This is a genomic window from Caballeronia sp. 11_S32 (genome assembly GCF_056930355.1).
In genome coordinates this window covers 926,066-941,644 of the sequence record NZ_JBXOWH010000004.1, presented here as the reverse complement: position 1 = coordinate 941,644, position 15,579 = coordinate 926,066, and the positions used below count along the sequence as shown (strand labels likewise).

Sequence of the window (15,579 nt, the reverse complement as noted above, 5' to 3'; positions counted from 1 at the left end):
TCTTCACTCCAGATCCCGCGCGACGCGAAAGCCGTTCTGCGACTGCCTCACGCTCGAGCTGTACTTGAAGCGCGTCGCGGATTGCATGTAGGCCGCGCCCTCGCGCCACGAGCCGCCGCGAATCACGCGCACGGAGCAGGAGGGGTCGTCCCAGGCGCGGCCATCGGCTGGCGCGTTCTTGTATGAGCTGTGCCAGCAGTCGGCGACCCATTCCCACACGCTGCCGTTCATGTCGTAGAGGCCGTAGGGATTCGCCGCGAACGATCCAACGGGCGTCGGCGCTTCGGGCTTGTACGGATCGCCGCAATCCTTGCAGTCGGCGGTGCCTTTTTTCATCTGATCGCCCCACCAGTAGGTCGACTGCGTGCCGCCGCGCCCGGCGTATTCCCATTCGGCTTCCGTCGGCAGGCGATACGCCTTCCCGCCGACCTTGCTCAGCCATTTGACGTACACCTGCGCGTCGTCCCAGCTCACGTTGCGCATTGGCGCGTTGCCCTGGGGCGCCGCTTCGCCGTCCATCGAAATGCGGGTGCACGCGCCCGCATCGGCGCAGGCGTTCCATTGCTCGACCGTCACTTCGTATTTGCCGATGGCGAACGCATGCCCGATCGATACGCGATGCGGCGGCTTCTCCGCCGGATCGTCGCTGTTGCTGCCCATCGTGAAACTGCCGGGCGAGATCGGGATCAGCACGGGGCACGACGGGCAGTCCTTGATTTCGCCGCCGGCGGCTGTCTTCGCGGCGGGCTTCGCGGTCGCGGCAGCAGCAGCGGGAGCGGCGGGCGCGGTGGCGGCCGGTGTCGCCGGGCGCGCTTTTTCCGGCGCGGCGGCGGTGGACGGCGCGGGCTTCGGCGCCGGGGCCGCGGGCGTGGCCGTTGCCGCGGGCGGCGCCGATGGTGCGGATGCGGCGGGCTTCGCATTCGCAGCACCCGAGGCGCGCAGGCGCTCGATGCGCGCTTTGGCGAGCGCCGCGAACCGGCCGTTCGGATAAGCCTTCAGATACGCCTCGTAATCGCTCGCGTAGGTGCTGTCCTTGATCGAATCCCAGAACGTCAGTTCGTACTGCTCGCTGCTGTCTTTCGGGAGTATGCCGCGCGTGCGCGTCGTATCGGAGAATTGATCGCGATCAATACGATTCGCGTCCGCGACGTGCACATGCGCCGACGTATCGGCGATGGCGAAGTCCGCGTCCAGCGTCGATGCGATCCACGGCCGCTGCGCGCCTTGCGATCGACGCGCGACATCGGAGGCGGCGGCTTCGAATGTCGCCGGTGTCATCGGCGAGCGCTGGCCCAACGCATCCAGCGCATGCAGCAGCGCCGCCGTGTAGCGCCCGTTGCGCCCGCTTTCGACGGCTGCATCGCCCGGCGCCGCCGCATAGGCGACGAGCGTGCGCGGCGGCAGCGCCCAGTTTTGCGCGTGCGTTTTCCCGAAGGGAGCCGTCAGACACATGTCCAGCACGACGATGTTCGCCGCATCGGGCCGCGCGCGCGTCAGGCGCTCGACGATATCCTTCGCGGAGAGGGTGTCGCGCACGAGTGTCGCGGGCTGACGCGCGCGTGCGCCGAGCGGCACGAGCAGCGCATCGCTGCCCGCCTGCACGCCGTGACCGGCGAAATAGACGAGGCTCGTATCGTGCGGGCCGAGACGCGCGGCGAATGCATCGAGCGCCTGCCGCAGCGCGGCGGCATCGAGATTCGCGCGGCGCGTAACGTGAAAGCCGAGCGAGGCGAGCGCGGCGCTCATGTCATCGGCGTCGCGCGAGGCGCTGGCGAGCGGTTCGTCGGCATAATCGGCATTGCCGATCACGAGCGCGAAGCGCTGCTGTGCGTGTGCGTTCGCTTGCGGGTTGACTGTGATGGAAGAAGAAGGCGGCGATGTCACGGCTGCCGCGCAACCGGGCGCGAGCGCCTCGCCGACCATCAGGAACACGCCCGCGATGAGAAGAGTTCGCCACATATTCACACCCTGTCCGTCCGGCTTTGAGTGGAGGGCATGGCGCCGCATGCGCGCCTGTATGCCGAGGCTTCGGGGCGAGGTCCACGCCCTCTGTGTCCAGCACCAACAACGATAGCACGCGCTCACGCAGCGCTTAATCCCCCGAAAGAAGGTATCGGTCATGGGGTGCGAAGCACCCGCGTGCGTACGTATCTTTTTTAAACGTTACGTCCTAATCTAAAAGCCGAAGACGATGCATCACACAGCGTTGCATCACGCTTCGAGCACGAGCGTTCGCGCGTGCATGAAGCGATTTCCCGGCCCATCCGCGAGGCCTTTCAACGAGAGAGGCGTGCATAACATGCTGAGAAGAACCGTGCTTGGCGCGTTGGCTTCCCTGGCCGCACTGGCCGCCGATTCGTCGTTCTCCGCCGCGCGTGCGCGCACGCCCGCGCCGCCGAACGCCGAGGCGTACATCATCTGGCCGCCCGACGGCGCCGTGATCTCCGGCGGCAAGCTGTGGGTGCGCATGGGCTTGCGCAACATGGGCGTCTGTCCGAAGGGCGTCGATCTGCCGAACGTGGGGCATCACCATCTCATCGTCGACGCGGACCTGCCGCCGCTCGATCAGGAGATCCCGTCCGATCGCAACCATCTGCACTACGGCGCGGGCGAAACCGATGCGCGTCTCGAACTGCCGCCGGGCAAGCACACGCTGCAGTTGCTGATGGGCGACTACAACCACGTTCCGCACGATCCGCCGGTCTATTCGAAGAAGATCACCATCACCGTGAAATGAGCGGCGATATGAGCCTCGCGGCCGACATCCGCGCATTTGCCGAGGGCATACGACATGAAGAATCGATCCGCTGACGCGCTCGCGCTCCCGCGCTCGCTCCTCGTCGCCGCCATGCTGGCGACGGCGTTCGCCGCGCCTTCCGCGCTCGCCGGGCCGACGCCCGCGCCCGCCAACGCCTATGCGTACATCGGTTATCCGAACGATGGTCAGACCTTGCCCGCGGGCAAGCCGTTCAAGGTCTGGTTCGGGCTGCGCTACATGGGCGTGGCGCCGCGCGGCGTGAAGTTTCCGAACACGGGGCATCATCATTTGCTGATCGACGTGGACCTGCCGCCGATGGATCAGGAGATTCCATCGGACCGCAATCACCTGCACTACGGCGCCGGCGAAACCGAAACGATGCTCGAGCTTCCGCCGGGCAAGCACACCATTCAGCTTCTGATGGGCGACGACAAGCACATACCGCATAACCCGCCGGTGTATTCCAGGAAGATCACGATCTACGTCAAGTAAGTTAGGGCGCTGCCTGCGGGTCGAGCGGCGCCTTTTCCCGTTTCATTCATCGAGTTCGATTCCGCGCTTGGTTCGCGGAGGGAAACGTTCGTCCCTGCGCCGCAACGAGGTGTCGTCGATGGACCGACAGTTAAAAGGCGGTGTGTTGGGCGAGCAGCATCACGCGCAACGGCGGGCGCACGCGGCAGGAATCGATGAAAGCCTTGCCGCAAAAGGGATTCAGCGCGAAGCGGCAGGTGCCTGACGCAACTGGCACACCCTATGCATTTAATGGTGGCAAGCAGACAAGCTGTTCGAAGCCACCACCGGATGCGCGATGCGCAAGCAAGGAGAGCAGAAATGAAGACGTTGATCATCAAGGACCTTCCCGTCACCGAAGAACTCGATCGCCGCGCGATGTCGGCGGTTCGCGGCGGCTCCGCGGTCCTGTTCCCCGGCTTCATCTCCTTCGAGGGGACCACGCTTTCGATGCCGTTCAACCCGCAGCAGATCATCAATCAGACGCAGAACACGTTCAACCAGAACGGCAGCAACATCGCGTTCGCTGAAGCGCTCAAATCGCAATCGACGGTTACGCCGACGCAGAACGCGAAGAATATCGCCAACGTCAACTTCGGCGTGGCGGGCGATCTCGCGTAAAGCGACATACCGCGAGGAATGAACCGGATGTCGATGCAGTAAGCATCGAAGCAGTCAGCAGCAAAAGCGGGGCACGGGGAGCTCTGCTGTAACACCGCCCGCAGCATCGGGCGCAGTGGTTCGCGCGCGGGTCGCATCCGCCGCCGGACCGCGTCACGAGACGCGCGACGTGCCACAGAGCACGCGCGCGCCACGTGATTTAACCCGTATGGAGTCCCGGCGCGCCGTGTGATTTACTTGATGAACCGAACGGCTGGCGCCGCGCTTCTCACCATCGAAACCAGACCGTCGGTGCGCGTTCACCGGGAGTGAGATCGTGCAAGCCTCGTTGCCATCGTTGCGCGTGACCATCGGGCGAAAATGGGCCGTGCTGCCCTCGCTCATTGCGGCCACGCTGCTTTCCGGCTGCATCGACCTGAAGGTGCCGACCTACCAGCGCCCCGACACGCCCGAGAAAACCGCCTTCACCAAGATCGACGCCCCCAAGGTCGCCGCTGCCGACACCATTCAGCCCGACTGGTGGAAGCAGTTCAACGATCCATACCTCGACTCGCTCGTCGATAAAGCCATCAGCGGCAACTTCGACATCAAGGTGCTGGCCGCGCGCACCCACGTGGCGGGCGCGCAGATCGCCGAGGCGCGCGCGGGCGCGTTGCCGTCGATGGATCTCGGCGCGGGCGCGAGCTTCGAGAAGACGACGGGTCAGCCGTTCTCGAAGCAGTACAACCTGGCGACGCAGGTCAGCTGGGACATCGACATCTGGGGCACGGTGGAGAAGGGCGTGCAGGCGCAGAAGGCCGAGTTCCGCGCGACCGAGGCCGACTGGCGCGCGGGTTATCTCGAGCTCGTCGCGCTCGTCTCGACGACGTACTTCCAGATTCTCCAGTTCGACGATCAGATCGCGCAGCAGAGCCAGACCATCGCGACGAACCAGCAGATCCTGACGATCTTCGAGGGCATGCAGAAGAACGGTCTCGTGCCGAAGACGCAGGTGCTCACGCAGCGCGCCGAGCTCAATCGCCTGACGCGTGAATTGCTGGAACTGCGCCGCTCGCGCGATCTCGCCAACAACGCGCTCTCGACGCTGATCGGCGTGCCCGCGGGCGAATTCAAGGTGCCCGACGGCAAGCTGCAAAAGCGCGTGCAGATTCCGGCGGTGCCGAGCGGATTGCCGTCGCAATTGCTGTCGCGCCGTCCCGATCTGATCGCGGCGGAGTATCGCGTGCTCGAAGCTTACGATCTCGTCGGCCAGGCGAAGCTCGCGCAACTCCCGACCATCAACCTGACCGGACGCGCGGGCACCGCGAGCTTTCAGCTCACCGATCTGCTGAAGATGTTCACGCTGAGCTTCGTGCCGAGCATCAATATCCCGATTCTCGATCCGTCCGTGCGTGCGCACGTTAAGACGACCGAAGCGCAAACGACGGTCGCGGAACAGCAATATCGCAGCACCGTCATGAACGCTTTCGAGGAAGTGGAGAACGCGCTCGTCAATCTCGATTCGCACACGAAGCAGCGCGTCGAGTTGCAGCAGGAAGTGGATCAGTTGACCATCGTGGCCGCGCAGATCAATGCGCAACTGAAGGAAGGCGTGATCTCGCAGCTTCAGGTGTTCGAGACCGAGCGCACGCTGCTCGCCGCGCAACTCGCGCTGCTCGCGAACCATCAGCAGATTCTGTCGGATACGGTGACGCTCTATAAGGCGCTCGGCGGCGGCTGGCCGACCGTCGACGTGCAGAGCGCGAGCAAGGACGGGCTGAAGTGAAGCACTCCATGAATTGCATCGGCTTCAATGATGTGAATGACTAACGATCGTTCAAAATCGATGACTTATGGCGCGATTGACTACGACGATGCGTGACTTAAACTCTCAACAGCCGCCGGTCATGAATGACGTGAATCACGGCGCGGTCCAACCTGTCCATGCGCCCGAGCTTGCCGGGCATTCCTCTGGCGCGTCGGCGGCAGCGGCTGGACGTACCTCGTGACATGGACATGGCTCAAGGCTTTTCCGTTGCGGAACAACAGCCGGGCGTGGGCGAGGCGTTCGACGTCATCCTGAAGCCCGCGCCGCATGCCGAGCTTGCCGGCGAACTGGCCGACCGGCTCACGGATATCCGCATCGACGAAAATCTCTTCGCCATCGGCCGCGCCGAAGCGCCGTTCGACACGAGCCCGCCCGAAGCCGTCGCGCAGCTTTCGCGCCGTCATGCGCGCATCTTCATCGAGCATGGGCTCGTCTATATCGCCGATCTCGGCAGCAAGAACGGCACCGCGGTGAACGGCACGCCCGTGCGCGAGACGCCCGCGCGCGTGAGAAACGGCGACATCATTTCATTCGGCAGCCGGCTGTCGTATCGCGTGCAGTTCGCGCCGCGCGCCCGGCGTCTGAACGTGCCGAAGTCCATCGGCATCACGCTCACGCCGCAGCGCGACGACCTCGGCCTGCAGCCGGTCGAGCTCGCGCAGTTTCCGTTTCTCGTCAGCAAGACCGACGAAACGTTCTCGCGTTATCGCGAGCAGTATCCGCATCAGGTCAATTACGTGTCGCGGCGGCACGCGCATGTGTTCATCAAGGGCGGCGCGCCTTTCGTCGAGGATCTCGGCAGCACCAACGGCACGTTCGTCAACGGCGAGCGGCTCGGCGCGTCCGCGGTCGAGCTGAAGAATGGCGACACGGTCGCATTCGGCGGCACGCACTTCGCGTACAAGGTGCATCTGCACGGCGACGAAGGCGAGTCGACGCTCACCGAGATGGTTGCGCAAGCCAAAGCGCAGACGGCCCGCGACGAAGAGTTCGACAGCGACAAGACCACCTTCGTCGGCTCGGCGCATTCGTTTCTGGACATCTTTTGCGTCGATCAGGCCGCCGCGCGCGAGGACGAAGTCAACGAGGAAGCGCAGCCTTTGCCCGCCGAGGAGAAGCGTCAGGATGCGCGCGCCGCCAAGCGCGGCAAGTTCGCGCTCTTCGTGTCCGAATTGCGCCGGGTGCTCGCTAGCGACGATCCGCACGCCGCGCGACGCACGCGCCTCATCGTCGCATGCGTGCTGGCCGTGCTCGTCGCGGGCGGTGCGGCGCTCTTCTTTAGCGGCTCGTCGGAGCGTCAGGCGAAAGCGCTGATGGCGGACGGCGCATTCGCGGAAGCGGCGAGCGTCACGAACGATTATCTGAAGACGCATCCGAAAGACACGCAGTTCGCGTCGATGAACACGGAAGCCGTGCTCAAGTCGAACGTGCCGCGCTGGCTCGCCGCGTTGAAGAAGGGCGACTTCGCGAACGCGGACGCGATCATCGCGCAGATGAGGACGCTCGGCGAGCACAACGCCGATGTGCATTCGCTCGTCGACGAGCTCGAATGGATCGGCAAGCTCGAAAGCTTCGTGATGGGGCGCGGCGGCTCCGATGCGCCGATCCGCATGTACGGCGACGAGCCGCGCATCGATGCGATCCTTAAGCACTGGGAAGCGGACGCGTCAGGGCATCAGCGCGATCTGGACCGCATCGCGGGTTACGTGCCCGAGTTCCGCGATCCGTATGCGCTCGCGCTCAGCCACTTGCGCAAGCTCCAGAGCGACGATTCCGTGTATCTCGCGGCCATCGACAGGCTCAATGCGAGCATCGTCAAAAGTCTCGGCCAGGACGATCTCGATTCCATCAACGTGACGCTCAAGGAATACGCGGACAAATATCCGCGCCTCGCGGGCCTCGATCGCGTGCGCGCCGATCTCGATGCCTATGCCGGCCTGCGCCGCAGTCTCACGAGCGGGAGCCTCGCGCCGCTCGCGGGATCGGTGAGCAAGGCGAAATTCTCGACGCCGCCGTTTCAGGAAAAGTTCAGGCAGATGGGCACGGGCCAGTTGCCGCCGCCCGATGTGCTCGCGCAATACGCGAGCGTCGCCGACGCGTGGAACCGCGGCCAGAGCGCGCAGGCGATCGACGGCCTGCAAAAGCTGCCGCAAGGCTCGTGGTCGCCGACGGTGCAAAAGGAACTCGCGCACAAGAAGGCCGTGGCCGCGCAATTCGCCGATCTTCAGAAGGCGCGCGGCACGAAGGGCTACGAAGACGCGCTGCTCTCCTTCTACGAAATGCTCGATCTCGATGCCGACACGTTCTACGCGAAGGCGGTCGGGCCCGAGGTCGCATCGCTGAAGGACAAGGCGATCGGCCGCGCCCAAACGCTGATGACGCAGGCGCAGACGCTGTGGCAGCAGTATCGGACCAACGGCGGCATCGGCGGGTCGCAGCGGCTCGAATCGGGCGTATCGGATGTGTTCAGGACGCAGGCGCGGCTTTTGTCGGACGCGCAGGATGCGGCGGCGCGCGGCATGCGAATCTTCAGGCAAGTGAAGGCGGACAGCGCGACGGCGAAGTGGGCCGCGCTCGCCAATGAGATCGACACCGAAGCGGACTTGCAGCGTCGCTCGCTGCAGGACTTGCGCATGGTGCTCGAACCGGGACTTCTCAACACCAAGCTGAGTCTGATCGGCGGAGGCACGAGCAGTGAAGAGAGACGCACACCTTAAGCCGCTGTCGGAGGCGCTCGGAGAGCACGGCGCCGAAGGCATCGCGATCCTCACGGCCGAGCCGGCGCGGCTCACGCAGGCACTCGTCTTCGCGATGGTGGCGCTCGTCGCGTCGGCGCTCGTGTGGTCCTTCGTCGGTCATGCGGACGTGATGGTCAATGCGCAGGGCACGCTCGCGCCCGAGTCGGAAGTGCGCCGCTTTTACGCGCCGATCGACGGCGAGCTGGCCGATCTCTATATCGCCGAGGGGCAGCCCGTGCGCAAGGACGATGTCGTCGCGCGCCTGAATGCGCGCGGCGCGATCGAGGCGGCCACCAATGCGCTCGAAGCGCAATTGAAGCTCGACGACGCCGAACGCGAATGGAAGCAGTTTCCCGAGAAGAAGCTGCTGATGGAGCGCAAGATCGCCGCGCTCAAGGATCAGATGGATGTGGAGGAGCATCAGCATCAGCAGCGCGTGGCCGAAGGCACGAGCAAGCTCGCGGAAGGCCAGAAGGCGCAGTTGCAGGAAGCGCGCAGCACGCTGGAAAACGCGCGGCGCGCGCGCGACGCCGCGAAAGTCGAACTGGACCGTTTTCAGCGCCTGCTCGCGCTGCCGGGCGGCGGCGGCATTGCGGAAGCTCAGGTCGATCAGAAACGCAATGCGTATCTCGAAGCGGACGGCGCGTATCGCATCGAGCAATCGCGGCTCGCGGAACTCGACTTCCGCCTGAGCCACGATTTCACGCAGGCGAAACGCCAGCTCGAAACGAGCGGCCAGGAAGCGACGAACCTGCGTCTGCAATACGAAGCCGCGATGCGTGAAGTCGCGAGCACGGAAGACAAGTTGCGTCTGCAACTGCAGACGGCGCGCCTCGTCGCGGATGCGGCCGCGCGCATCAAGTTCGAGAACATCGACAAGGATAACTTTCTGCTGATTCTCGCGCCGGTATCGGGCGTGATCACGGACGTGACATCGACGCAGCCCGGCGACAAGATTCAGGCGAACACGCCGCTCGGCGGCATCGCGCCGGCGAATGCGAAGCCGGTGCTGAAGATCGAGATCGCCGAGCACGACCGCGCGTTCCTGCGCGAAGGGCAGCGCGTGAAGCTCAAGTTCAACGCGTTTCCTTATCAGCGCTACGGCGTGATCGACGGCACGCTCGCGTTCATCTCGCCCGCGACAAAGCCGAGCCCCACGACCAAGCAGCCGGTCTATGAAGGACGCGTGACGTTAGATCGCGATTTCTATCAGGTCGCGGACACGAAGTATCCGTTGCGCTACGGCATGACGGCCACGGCTGAAATCGTGGTGCGCGAGCGGCGCCTGATCGATCTCGGGCTCGATCCGTTCCGCAATATCGCGGGGTAAGGATGGAGGGTTACAGGAGAGCCGTAACGCGGACAAGATGCGCAATTCAACAAGGAACCGAACGGAGAACGATATGACGGCGATTGTGCGTATCGACGACGAAGTGGTCGACGTCGGCGAATTCATCAGGTTGTTGAAGTTGAACGGTCAGTTCGACAGTCTCATCGAGCAGCTCGTGCGCGACAAGCTGACCGTGCGCGCGGCGAAGAAATCCGCCGTGGCGGTGAGCGACGATGAAATCCAGAACCGCGCCGACCAGTTCCGCCGGATTCGCGGGCTGCATCGCGCGGCGGATATGAATAATTATCTCGACGCGCTGCATGTGAGCCTCGACGAGTTCGAGGTCTATATCACCGACACGCTCTATCAGGAAAAGATGCTCGACAAGGTGGGCACGGAGCGCGAGGTGGAGGAATACTTCCAGCTCAATTCGCCGAAGTTCGACAGCATCGAAGTGAGCCACATCCTGCTCGATACCGAAGGCAGCGCGAAGGAAATGATCTCGTATCTCAACGACGATCCCGACAGCTTCGCCGAGATGGCGCGCGAGCATTCGCTTGCCGACACGCGCGACGAAGGCGGCAGGATAGGGCGCGTGATGCGCGGGCAAATGAAGCCGGATGTCGAGGCGAAGGTGTTCAACGCGGAAGTCGGCGATCTGCTCGGACCGTTCGTATCGGTGGATGGCACCTCGTATGAAATCTTCGCGGTGACGGCGAAATATCCCGCGAAGCTCGACGAGGATGTGTCCGCGGAAATCCGCCGCCTGCTGCGCGAGGAATGGATGATGGCGCGCGCGCAGGAGCACGTCATCGAAGCACGCTGACCGACCGGACACGCGACAGAACATGGACGCTCCATCGAGCCTTGATTCGCCCGCCGACTTTCTCTCGTCGGTCGAGATCCTTTCGCCTTTCACGCGCGAGGAAATCGAGCAACTGGCCGCGCACGCCGAATCGCGCCGCTTCGGTTTCGGTGAGACCGTGTGTAATGCGGGCGATGCGGCCGACGGGCTCTATATCGTGAAGGCGGGGTCCGTGCGCATCTTCACCGAGGAGCACGGCAAGGAAATCAGCATGGGGGTGAAGAAGGAGCGCGAGACTTTCGCGGATATCGCGATGCTGCGCGACTACCGCCATGAGTCGTCGGTGCGTTCCTCCGGCAAGACCGAGCTTCTGTATATCCCGCGTGTCGCGATCGAACCGGTCATCGCGAAGAATCCCGCCGCGCTCGCCTTCGTCACGAGCTATGTCGCGATCAATTCGGCGGGCGGTTTCGTCGCGAAGCTCTTCGATCTGCGCGGCAAGCTGAACAAGGCGGAGCTCGAGGAATGCGTGCGCAGCGTCGGCGTGAAGCGCGTCGGTGAAGGCAAGGAAATTCTCAAGCAGGACTCGCGCGACGACCGGCGTCTTTATGTCGTGCGGCAAGGCGAAGTGCGTATCGTGCGCGAAGAGGGCGGCGAACATCATGTGCTCGCGACGCTCGGCCCAGGCGAAATCTTCGGCGAGAAAGCCTGCGTGATGCGTCAGGAGCAGATGGCTTCGGCCATCGCGAGCGCCGATACGCGCCTGCTCGTGATCCCCGAGAAGACGGTGCACTTCATCATCGAGCGCAACGTGAAGCTGCGCGAAGTGCTGGAGGAGCGCATCCGCTTCACCGAGCGCGAATTGCAGCGCCAGAAGAAGCTCGCCGAGCGCCGCAAGCTGCCGGCGATGCTCGATCTGCACACGAAGCCCGAACTCGGCGAGCGCGTCATCAAGCGTTTCGCGTGGGTCGAGCAGGCGGAGGAGATGGATTGCGGCGCCGCCTGTCTCGCAATGATCTGCCGCCACTACGGCATCAACATGACGCTCGGCAAGCTGCGCGAGCTCGCCAACGTGACGACGTCGGGCGCGACGCTCGATTCGCTCGCGCGCGCGGGCGAGTCGCTCGGCTTCACGACGCGCGGCGTGCAGTGCACGTTCGAATCGCTGCGCGGCTTCGAGATGCCGTTCATCGCGCACTGGGAGGGGTACCACTACATCATCATCTACGGCGTTTCGAGCGAGAACGTGTGGGTCGCGGACCCGGCCATCGGCTTCAGGAAGATGACCGTCGGCGAGTTCGAGCGCGGCTGGAGCGGCACGTGCCTGCTCTTCACGCCGGGGCAGGACTTGACGCAGAAAGCCGTGTCGCGCTCGCCGTGGCTGCGCTTCGTAGGCTATCTGAAGCCGTACAAGAAGATCCTGCTGCATCTCTTTCTCGCGACCTTCGTCATTCAGGTGCTGGGCGTGATACCGCCGCTCATCATCCAGAACATACTCGACGGCGTGATCGTGCATCAGAACGTCAATTTGCTGCATGTGCTGATCGCCGGGCTGGTGATTGCGAGCCTCTTCACGCAGTTGATGACGACGATACGCGCCTACCTCGCGAACTTCATGGTCCGCAACATGGACTTCGCGATGATGTCGCAGTTCTTCAGGCACACGTTCTCGCTGCCGTTCGGCTTCTTCGCGAAGCGCAAGACCGGCGACGTGTTCGCGCGCTTTCAGGAGAATCACACGATCCGCGCGTTCCTTACGGAATCCACGGTCTCGACCGTCCTGAACCTGCTGATGCTCTTCATCTACTTCACGATCATGTTTCTCTACAACGTGAAGCTCACGTTGTTGCTCATCGCGTTCGTGATCCCGATGATGGTGCTCACGATCGTCGCGACACCGCGCATCAAGCAGAACGCGCGCGAGACCTTCTCCGCGGGCACCGATGCGCGTTCCTATCTGATGGAAGCGCTCGGCGGCGTGGAGACGGTGAAGGGCATGGGCATCGAGCGCGCGGTGCGCATGAAGTGGGAGAAGAAGTACGCGAAGTCGCTGGAAGTGCAGTACAAGTCGCAGCGCTTCAATATCGTCGTGGGGCTGTGCAGCCAGTTGCTGAATGCGGCGACGACCATCGGCGTGCTGTGGGTCGGCGCGAACCTCGTGCTTGCGCGCGAACTCACCATCGGGCAACTGATCGCGTTCAACGCGTACATGGGCAGCGTGCTCGCGCCGTTGATGGGCCTCATCAACTTGTGGAGCCTCTTGAACGATGCGGGCGTCGCGATGGAGCGCCTGGGCGATGTGCTGGATATAGAGCCGGAGCAGAAGCCCGAAGAGATGCAGCAGCGCGTGATGCTGCCCGACCTGCAGGGCGACATCAGCTTCAATGGCGTGTACTTCCGCTATGGCGAAGGCGACGCGCCTTATGTGCTGGAAAACATCAGCTTCGATATCAAGCCGGGCGAGCTGATTGCGATCGTCGGGCGCAGCGGTTCGGGCAAGACGACGCTCGCGAAACTGCTCGTAGGTTTTTATGCACCGAGCGAAGGCCGGATGACCGTCGATGGCTACGATATCAATGTCGTCGATAAAGGTTTCTTTCGCGCGCAGATCGGCTATGTGATGCAGAGCAACCTGCTGTTTTCGGGGACGATCGCGGAGAACATCGCGAGCGGCGATGAAGCGCCCGACAGAAGGCGCATCGAGGAAGTGGCGAAGATGGCCGATGCGCACGGGTTCATCGCGAAGATGCCGCTCGGTTACGAGCAGGTTGTCGGCGAGCGCGGCGTCGGGCTGTCGGGCGGGCAGATTCAGCGGCTTTGCATCGCGCGGGCGCTGTATCACGATCCGCGTCTGCTCGTGTTCGATGAAGCCACGTCCGCGCTCGATACGCAATCGGAAAGCAATATCCTCGGCAACATGCAGGAGATATTGAAGGGGCGCACCGCGGTGATCATCGCGCACAGGCTTTCGACGATCATGCGCGCCGACAAGATTCTCGTGCTGTACGAAGGCGGTATCGTCGAGCAGGGCAAGCACGACGAGCTCGTCGCGAGAAAGGGCATGTACTACCAACTCGTGCAAAAGCAACTGAGCGCAGCATGAAGATACTCGACCAACCTGAAAGCGACAGCAGCACGCCCGCGTCATCGGCGATTTCCTATGCGGGGCTCATCGAGAAGATCGAGATTCTGCGCTCGACGCTCAGATGGACCTCGCGTCTCGAACGGCCCGAAATCGAAAAGCTCCTGCGGCAGGCGAGCACCTTGCGCGACGAAGTCATGCAGATGTCGCACAAGGAGCGCTTCGTGCAGGCGGCGGCCGCGGAACCCAAGCGCGACATGTCGCCGGGTGCGCGGCGTCAGGCGCTGATCGAACGCAGCTTCGTGTTCGAAGGCACGTTCGGCGATAACCCGAAGTTGCTGGAAGCGCTGGAAATCGCGGAAAAAGCCGCGCCGACTGATTTGCCCGTGTTGATCGACGGCGAAAGCGGCACCGGCAAGGAGCTGATGGCGAAGGTCATTCACGCGAACGGTTCGCGCGCGGACAAGCCGTATATCTCCGTGAACTGCGGCGCGATTCCGGAGAATCTGCTGGAGTCGGAACTATTCGGGCATCGCAAGGGCGCGTTTACGGGCGCGACCAACGATCGCAAGGGCAAATTCGAGAGCGCGCATACGGGCACGATCTTTCTCGATGAAATCGGCGAGCTGCCTTTGTCGGGGCAGGTGAAGTTGCTGCGGGTGCTCGAAGCGCACGAGATTCAGCGCGTGGGTTCGGATGAGCCGATCGCGGTGGACACGCGCATCGTCGCGGCGACGAATCGCAACTTGCGGAAGTTCTGCGATGAAGGGCGTTTTCGCGAGGATCTGTTTTATCGGCTGAGCGTGATTCATCTGACGCTGCCGTCGTTGCGCGAGCGGCGCGACGAGATTCCCTTGCTGCTCGCCTATTTCGGCGATGAAGCCGCGGCGACGTTGAAGCGCCGGCCGGTGAAGCTGTCGCCGAGGCTGCGCGATTTTCTGCGCAACTACGATTATCCGGGGAATATCCGCGAGTTGAGGAACGTGGTGTATCGGCTCGCGTGTCTTGCGGGCGACATGGCGGACATCGATCATTTGCCGATCGATATCCGGCCGAAGTCATCGCTTTCGCTGGCGATGGGCGGCCCTGCGGCGAGCGGCAATGGTATCGCGACGGCGAGTTCGCTGGCCGAAGCGAAGCGCGTTGCAAGCGATGAGGCCGAGCGCGCGTTTCTCGAGCGCGGGCTGCAGGAAACCGGCGGCACGGTTGCCGAACTCGCGCGACGGTATGAGATGAACCGGTCGCATCTGCAGATGCTGCTCAAGAAGCACGGCCTGCATTCGAAGGAGTTTCGGGCGGCGGCGCAGAAGAATCGGGAGGAGGGGGGGTGATGCGTCTGCCCGCAGTCTCTTGACTGCATCTGTGGAATTGAGCCAAAATGTACATACAAACGTCAATACGGATGATGTGTGCATTTCGAGTGGGATGAAAAGAAAAATCAAACCAACATTCGAAAGCACGGAATCGATTTTCGAGATGCAGTCGACGTATTCAATCACCCGGTATTGATGTGGCCGGATACGCGGGAAGCGTATGGAGAGGAAAGGTGGATAGCGCTGGGTTGGATGAAGGAGTTGATCGGCGTCGTGGTGTATGTCGAGCGATATGCGGATGTGATCCGGGTCGTATCGGCGCGCAAGGCAGCGAGACACGAGGCAAGACGATATGAGCAAGAAATCGGGAACTGACTGGAAGCGGCTGGCCAAGATGAAGGACACCGAGATCGATTTTTCGGATATCCCGGAACTCGATGACGCCTTCTTCGAAAACGCGGAACTACACGTGCCGCCGAAGCAAGCTGTGACGATGCGCCTGGATGCCGACGTACTGGAATGGTTTCGCCAACAAGGAAAGGGTTACCAGACGCGAATCAACCGGCTTCTGCGCGCCTATATGCAGACGCAACAGCGCCGTCATTCCTAAGCGAC

12 protein-coding genes are annotated in these 15,579 nt (G+C 63.1%); 11 read left to right on the top strand and 1 reads right to left on the bottom strand.

Translation table 11 applies throughout. The features are described from left to right. Nucleotides 1-3: 3 nt before the first annotated feature. Complete coding sequence (locus tag AC1Z32_RS30420; RefSeq protein WP_483482540.1) at nucleotides 4-1,959, bottom strand: SUMF1/EgtB/PvdO family nonheme iron enzyme; 1,956 nt, start codon at nucleotides 1,957-1,959, stop codon at nucleotides 4-6. A gap of 340 nt (nucleotides 1,960-2,299) precedes the next feature. On the opposite strand from AC1Z32_RS30420, the gene AC1Z32_RS30415 reads away from it, so the two are divergent. The 11 genes from AC1Z32_RS30415 to AC1Z32_RS30365 all read left to right on the top strand — a co-directional run bounded on the left by AC1Z32_RS30415 (nucleotide 2,300) and on the right by AC1Z32_RS30365 (nucleotide 15,574). Continuing rightward, nucleotides 2,300-2,737, top strand: a complete 438-nt coding sequence (locus AC1Z32_RS30415) for a DUF4399 domain-containing protein (protein WP_483482539.1) — start codon at nucleotides 2,300-2,302, stop codon at nucleotides 2,735-2,737. 111 nt (nucleotides 2,738-2,848) lie between these two features. Beyond that, entirely contained in the window at nucleotides 2,849-3,250 is a 402-nt protein-coding gene (locus AC1Z32_RS30410) for a DUF4399 domain-containing protein (protein ID WP_374729460.1), read from the top strand. A gap of 339 nt (nucleotides 3,251-3,589) precedes the next feature. Beyond that, nucleotides 3,590-3,889 (top strand): hypothetical protein, encoded by a 300-nt coding sequence (locus AC1Z32_RS30405; protein ID WP_483482538.1) that lies wholly within the window; start codon nucleotides 3,590-3,592, stop codon nucleotides 3,887-3,889. A 316-nt stretch (nucleotides 3,890-4,205) separates the two neighbouring features. Then, nucleotides 4,206-5,654, top strand: a complete 1,449-nt coding sequence (locus AC1Z32_RS30400) for an efflux transporter outer membrane subunit (RefSeq protein ID WP_483482537.1) — start codon at nucleotides 4,206-4,208, stop codon at nucleotides 5,652-5,654. A 230-nt stretch (nucleotides 5,655-5,884) separates the two neighbouring features. Continuing rightward, nucleotides 5,885-8,413: an FHA domain-containing protein gene (locus AC1Z32_RS30395; protein WP_483483348.1), complete on the top strand. Its 2,529-nt coding sequence runs from the start codon at nucleotides 5,885-5,887 to the stop codon at nucleotides 8,411-8,413. Then, nucleotides 8,391-9,764 (top strand): beta-barrel domain-containing protein, encoded by a 1,374-nt coding sequence (locus AC1Z32_RS30390; protein ID WP_483482536.1) that lies wholly within the window; start codon nucleotides 8,391-8,393, stop codon nucleotides 9,762-9,764. Before AC1Z32_RS30395 ends, AC1Z32_RS30390 begins: the two co-directional genes overlap by 23 nt. A gap of 73 nt (nucleotides 9,765-9,837) precedes the next feature. Then, on the top strand, nucleotides 9,838-10,590 hold the full coding sequence (locus AC1Z32_RS30385) for a peptidylprolyl isomerase (protein WP_483482535.1): 753 nt from the start codon (nucleotides 9,838-9,840) through the stop codon (nucleotides 10,588-10,590). 22 nt (nucleotides 10,591-10,612) lie between these two features. Then, nucleotides 10,613-13,672 carry a peptidase domain-containing ABC transporter gene (locus AC1Z32_RS30380; protein ID WP_483482534.1) on the top strand — a complete coding sequence of 1,020 codons (3,060 nt, stop codon included), beginning with the start codon at nucleotides 10,613-10,615 and terminating at the stop codon, nucleotides 13,670-13,672. Next, nucleotides 13,669-14,982: a sigma-54 interaction domain-containing protein gene (locus tag AC1Z32_RS30375; RefSeq protein WP_483482533.1), complete on the top strand. Its 1,314-nt coding sequence runs from the start codon at nucleotides 13,669-13,671 to the stop codon at nucleotides 14,980-14,982. The genes AC1Z32_RS30380 and AC1Z32_RS30375 overlap by 4 nt, the downstream gene beginning before the upstream one ends. Before the next feature lie 78 nt (nucleotides 14,983-15,060). Next, entirely contained in the window at nucleotides 15,061-15,339 is a 279-nt protein-coding gene (locus tag AC1Z32_RS30370; protein ID WP_483482532.1) for a BrnT family toxin, read from the top strand. Then, the gene (locus AC1Z32_RS30365) at nucleotides 15,317-15,574 is read left to right on the top strand and encodes a BrnA antitoxin family protein (RefSeq protein WP_483482531.1); all 258 of its coding nucleotides are present in this window, start codon (nucleotides 15,317-15,319) and stop codon (nucleotides 15,572-15,574) included. The genes AC1Z32_RS30370 and AC1Z32_RS30365 overlap by 23 nt, the downstream gene beginning before the upstream one ends. The last annotated feature ends 5 nt before the right edge of the window (nucleotides 15,575-15,579 follow it).

Coding starts and splice junctions, on each gene's coding strand:
- AC1Z32_RS30420 (WP_483482540.1), bottom strand. CDS start 1,959: ATGTGGCGAACTCTTCTCATCGCGGGCGTGTTCCTGATGGTCGGCGAG.
- AC1Z32_RS30415 (WP_483482539.1), top strand. CDS start 2,300: ATGCTGAGAAGAACCGTGCTTGGCGCGTTGGCTTCCCTGGCCGCACTG.
- AC1Z32_RS30410 (WP_374729460.1), top strand. CDS start 2,849: ATGCTGGCGACGGCGTTCGCCGCGCCTTCCGCGCTCGCCGGGCCGACG.
- AC1Z32_RS30405 (WP_483482538.1), top strand. CDS start 3,590: ATGAAGACGTTGATCATCAAGGACCTTCCCGTCACCGAAGAACTCGAT.
- AC1Z32_RS30395 (WP_483483348.1), top strand. CDS start 5,885: ATGGCTCAAGGCTTTTCCGTTGCGGAACAACAGCCGGGCGTGGGCGAG.
- AC1Z32_RS30385 (WP_483482535.1), top strand. CDS start 9,838: ATGACGGCGATTGTGCGTATCGACGACGAAGTGGTCGACGTCGGCGAA.
- AC1Z32_RS30380 (WP_483482534.1), top strand. CDS start 10,613: ATGGACGCTCCATCGAGCCTTGATTCGCCCGCCGACTTTCTCTCGTCG.
- AC1Z32_RS30375 (WP_483482533.1), top strand. CDS start 13,669: ATGAAGATACTCGACCAACCTGAAAGCGACAGCAGCACGCCCGCGTCA.
- AC1Z32_RS30365 (WP_483482531.1), top strand. CDS start 15,317: ATGAGCAAGAAATCGGGAACTGACTGGAAGCGGCTGGCCAAGATGAAG.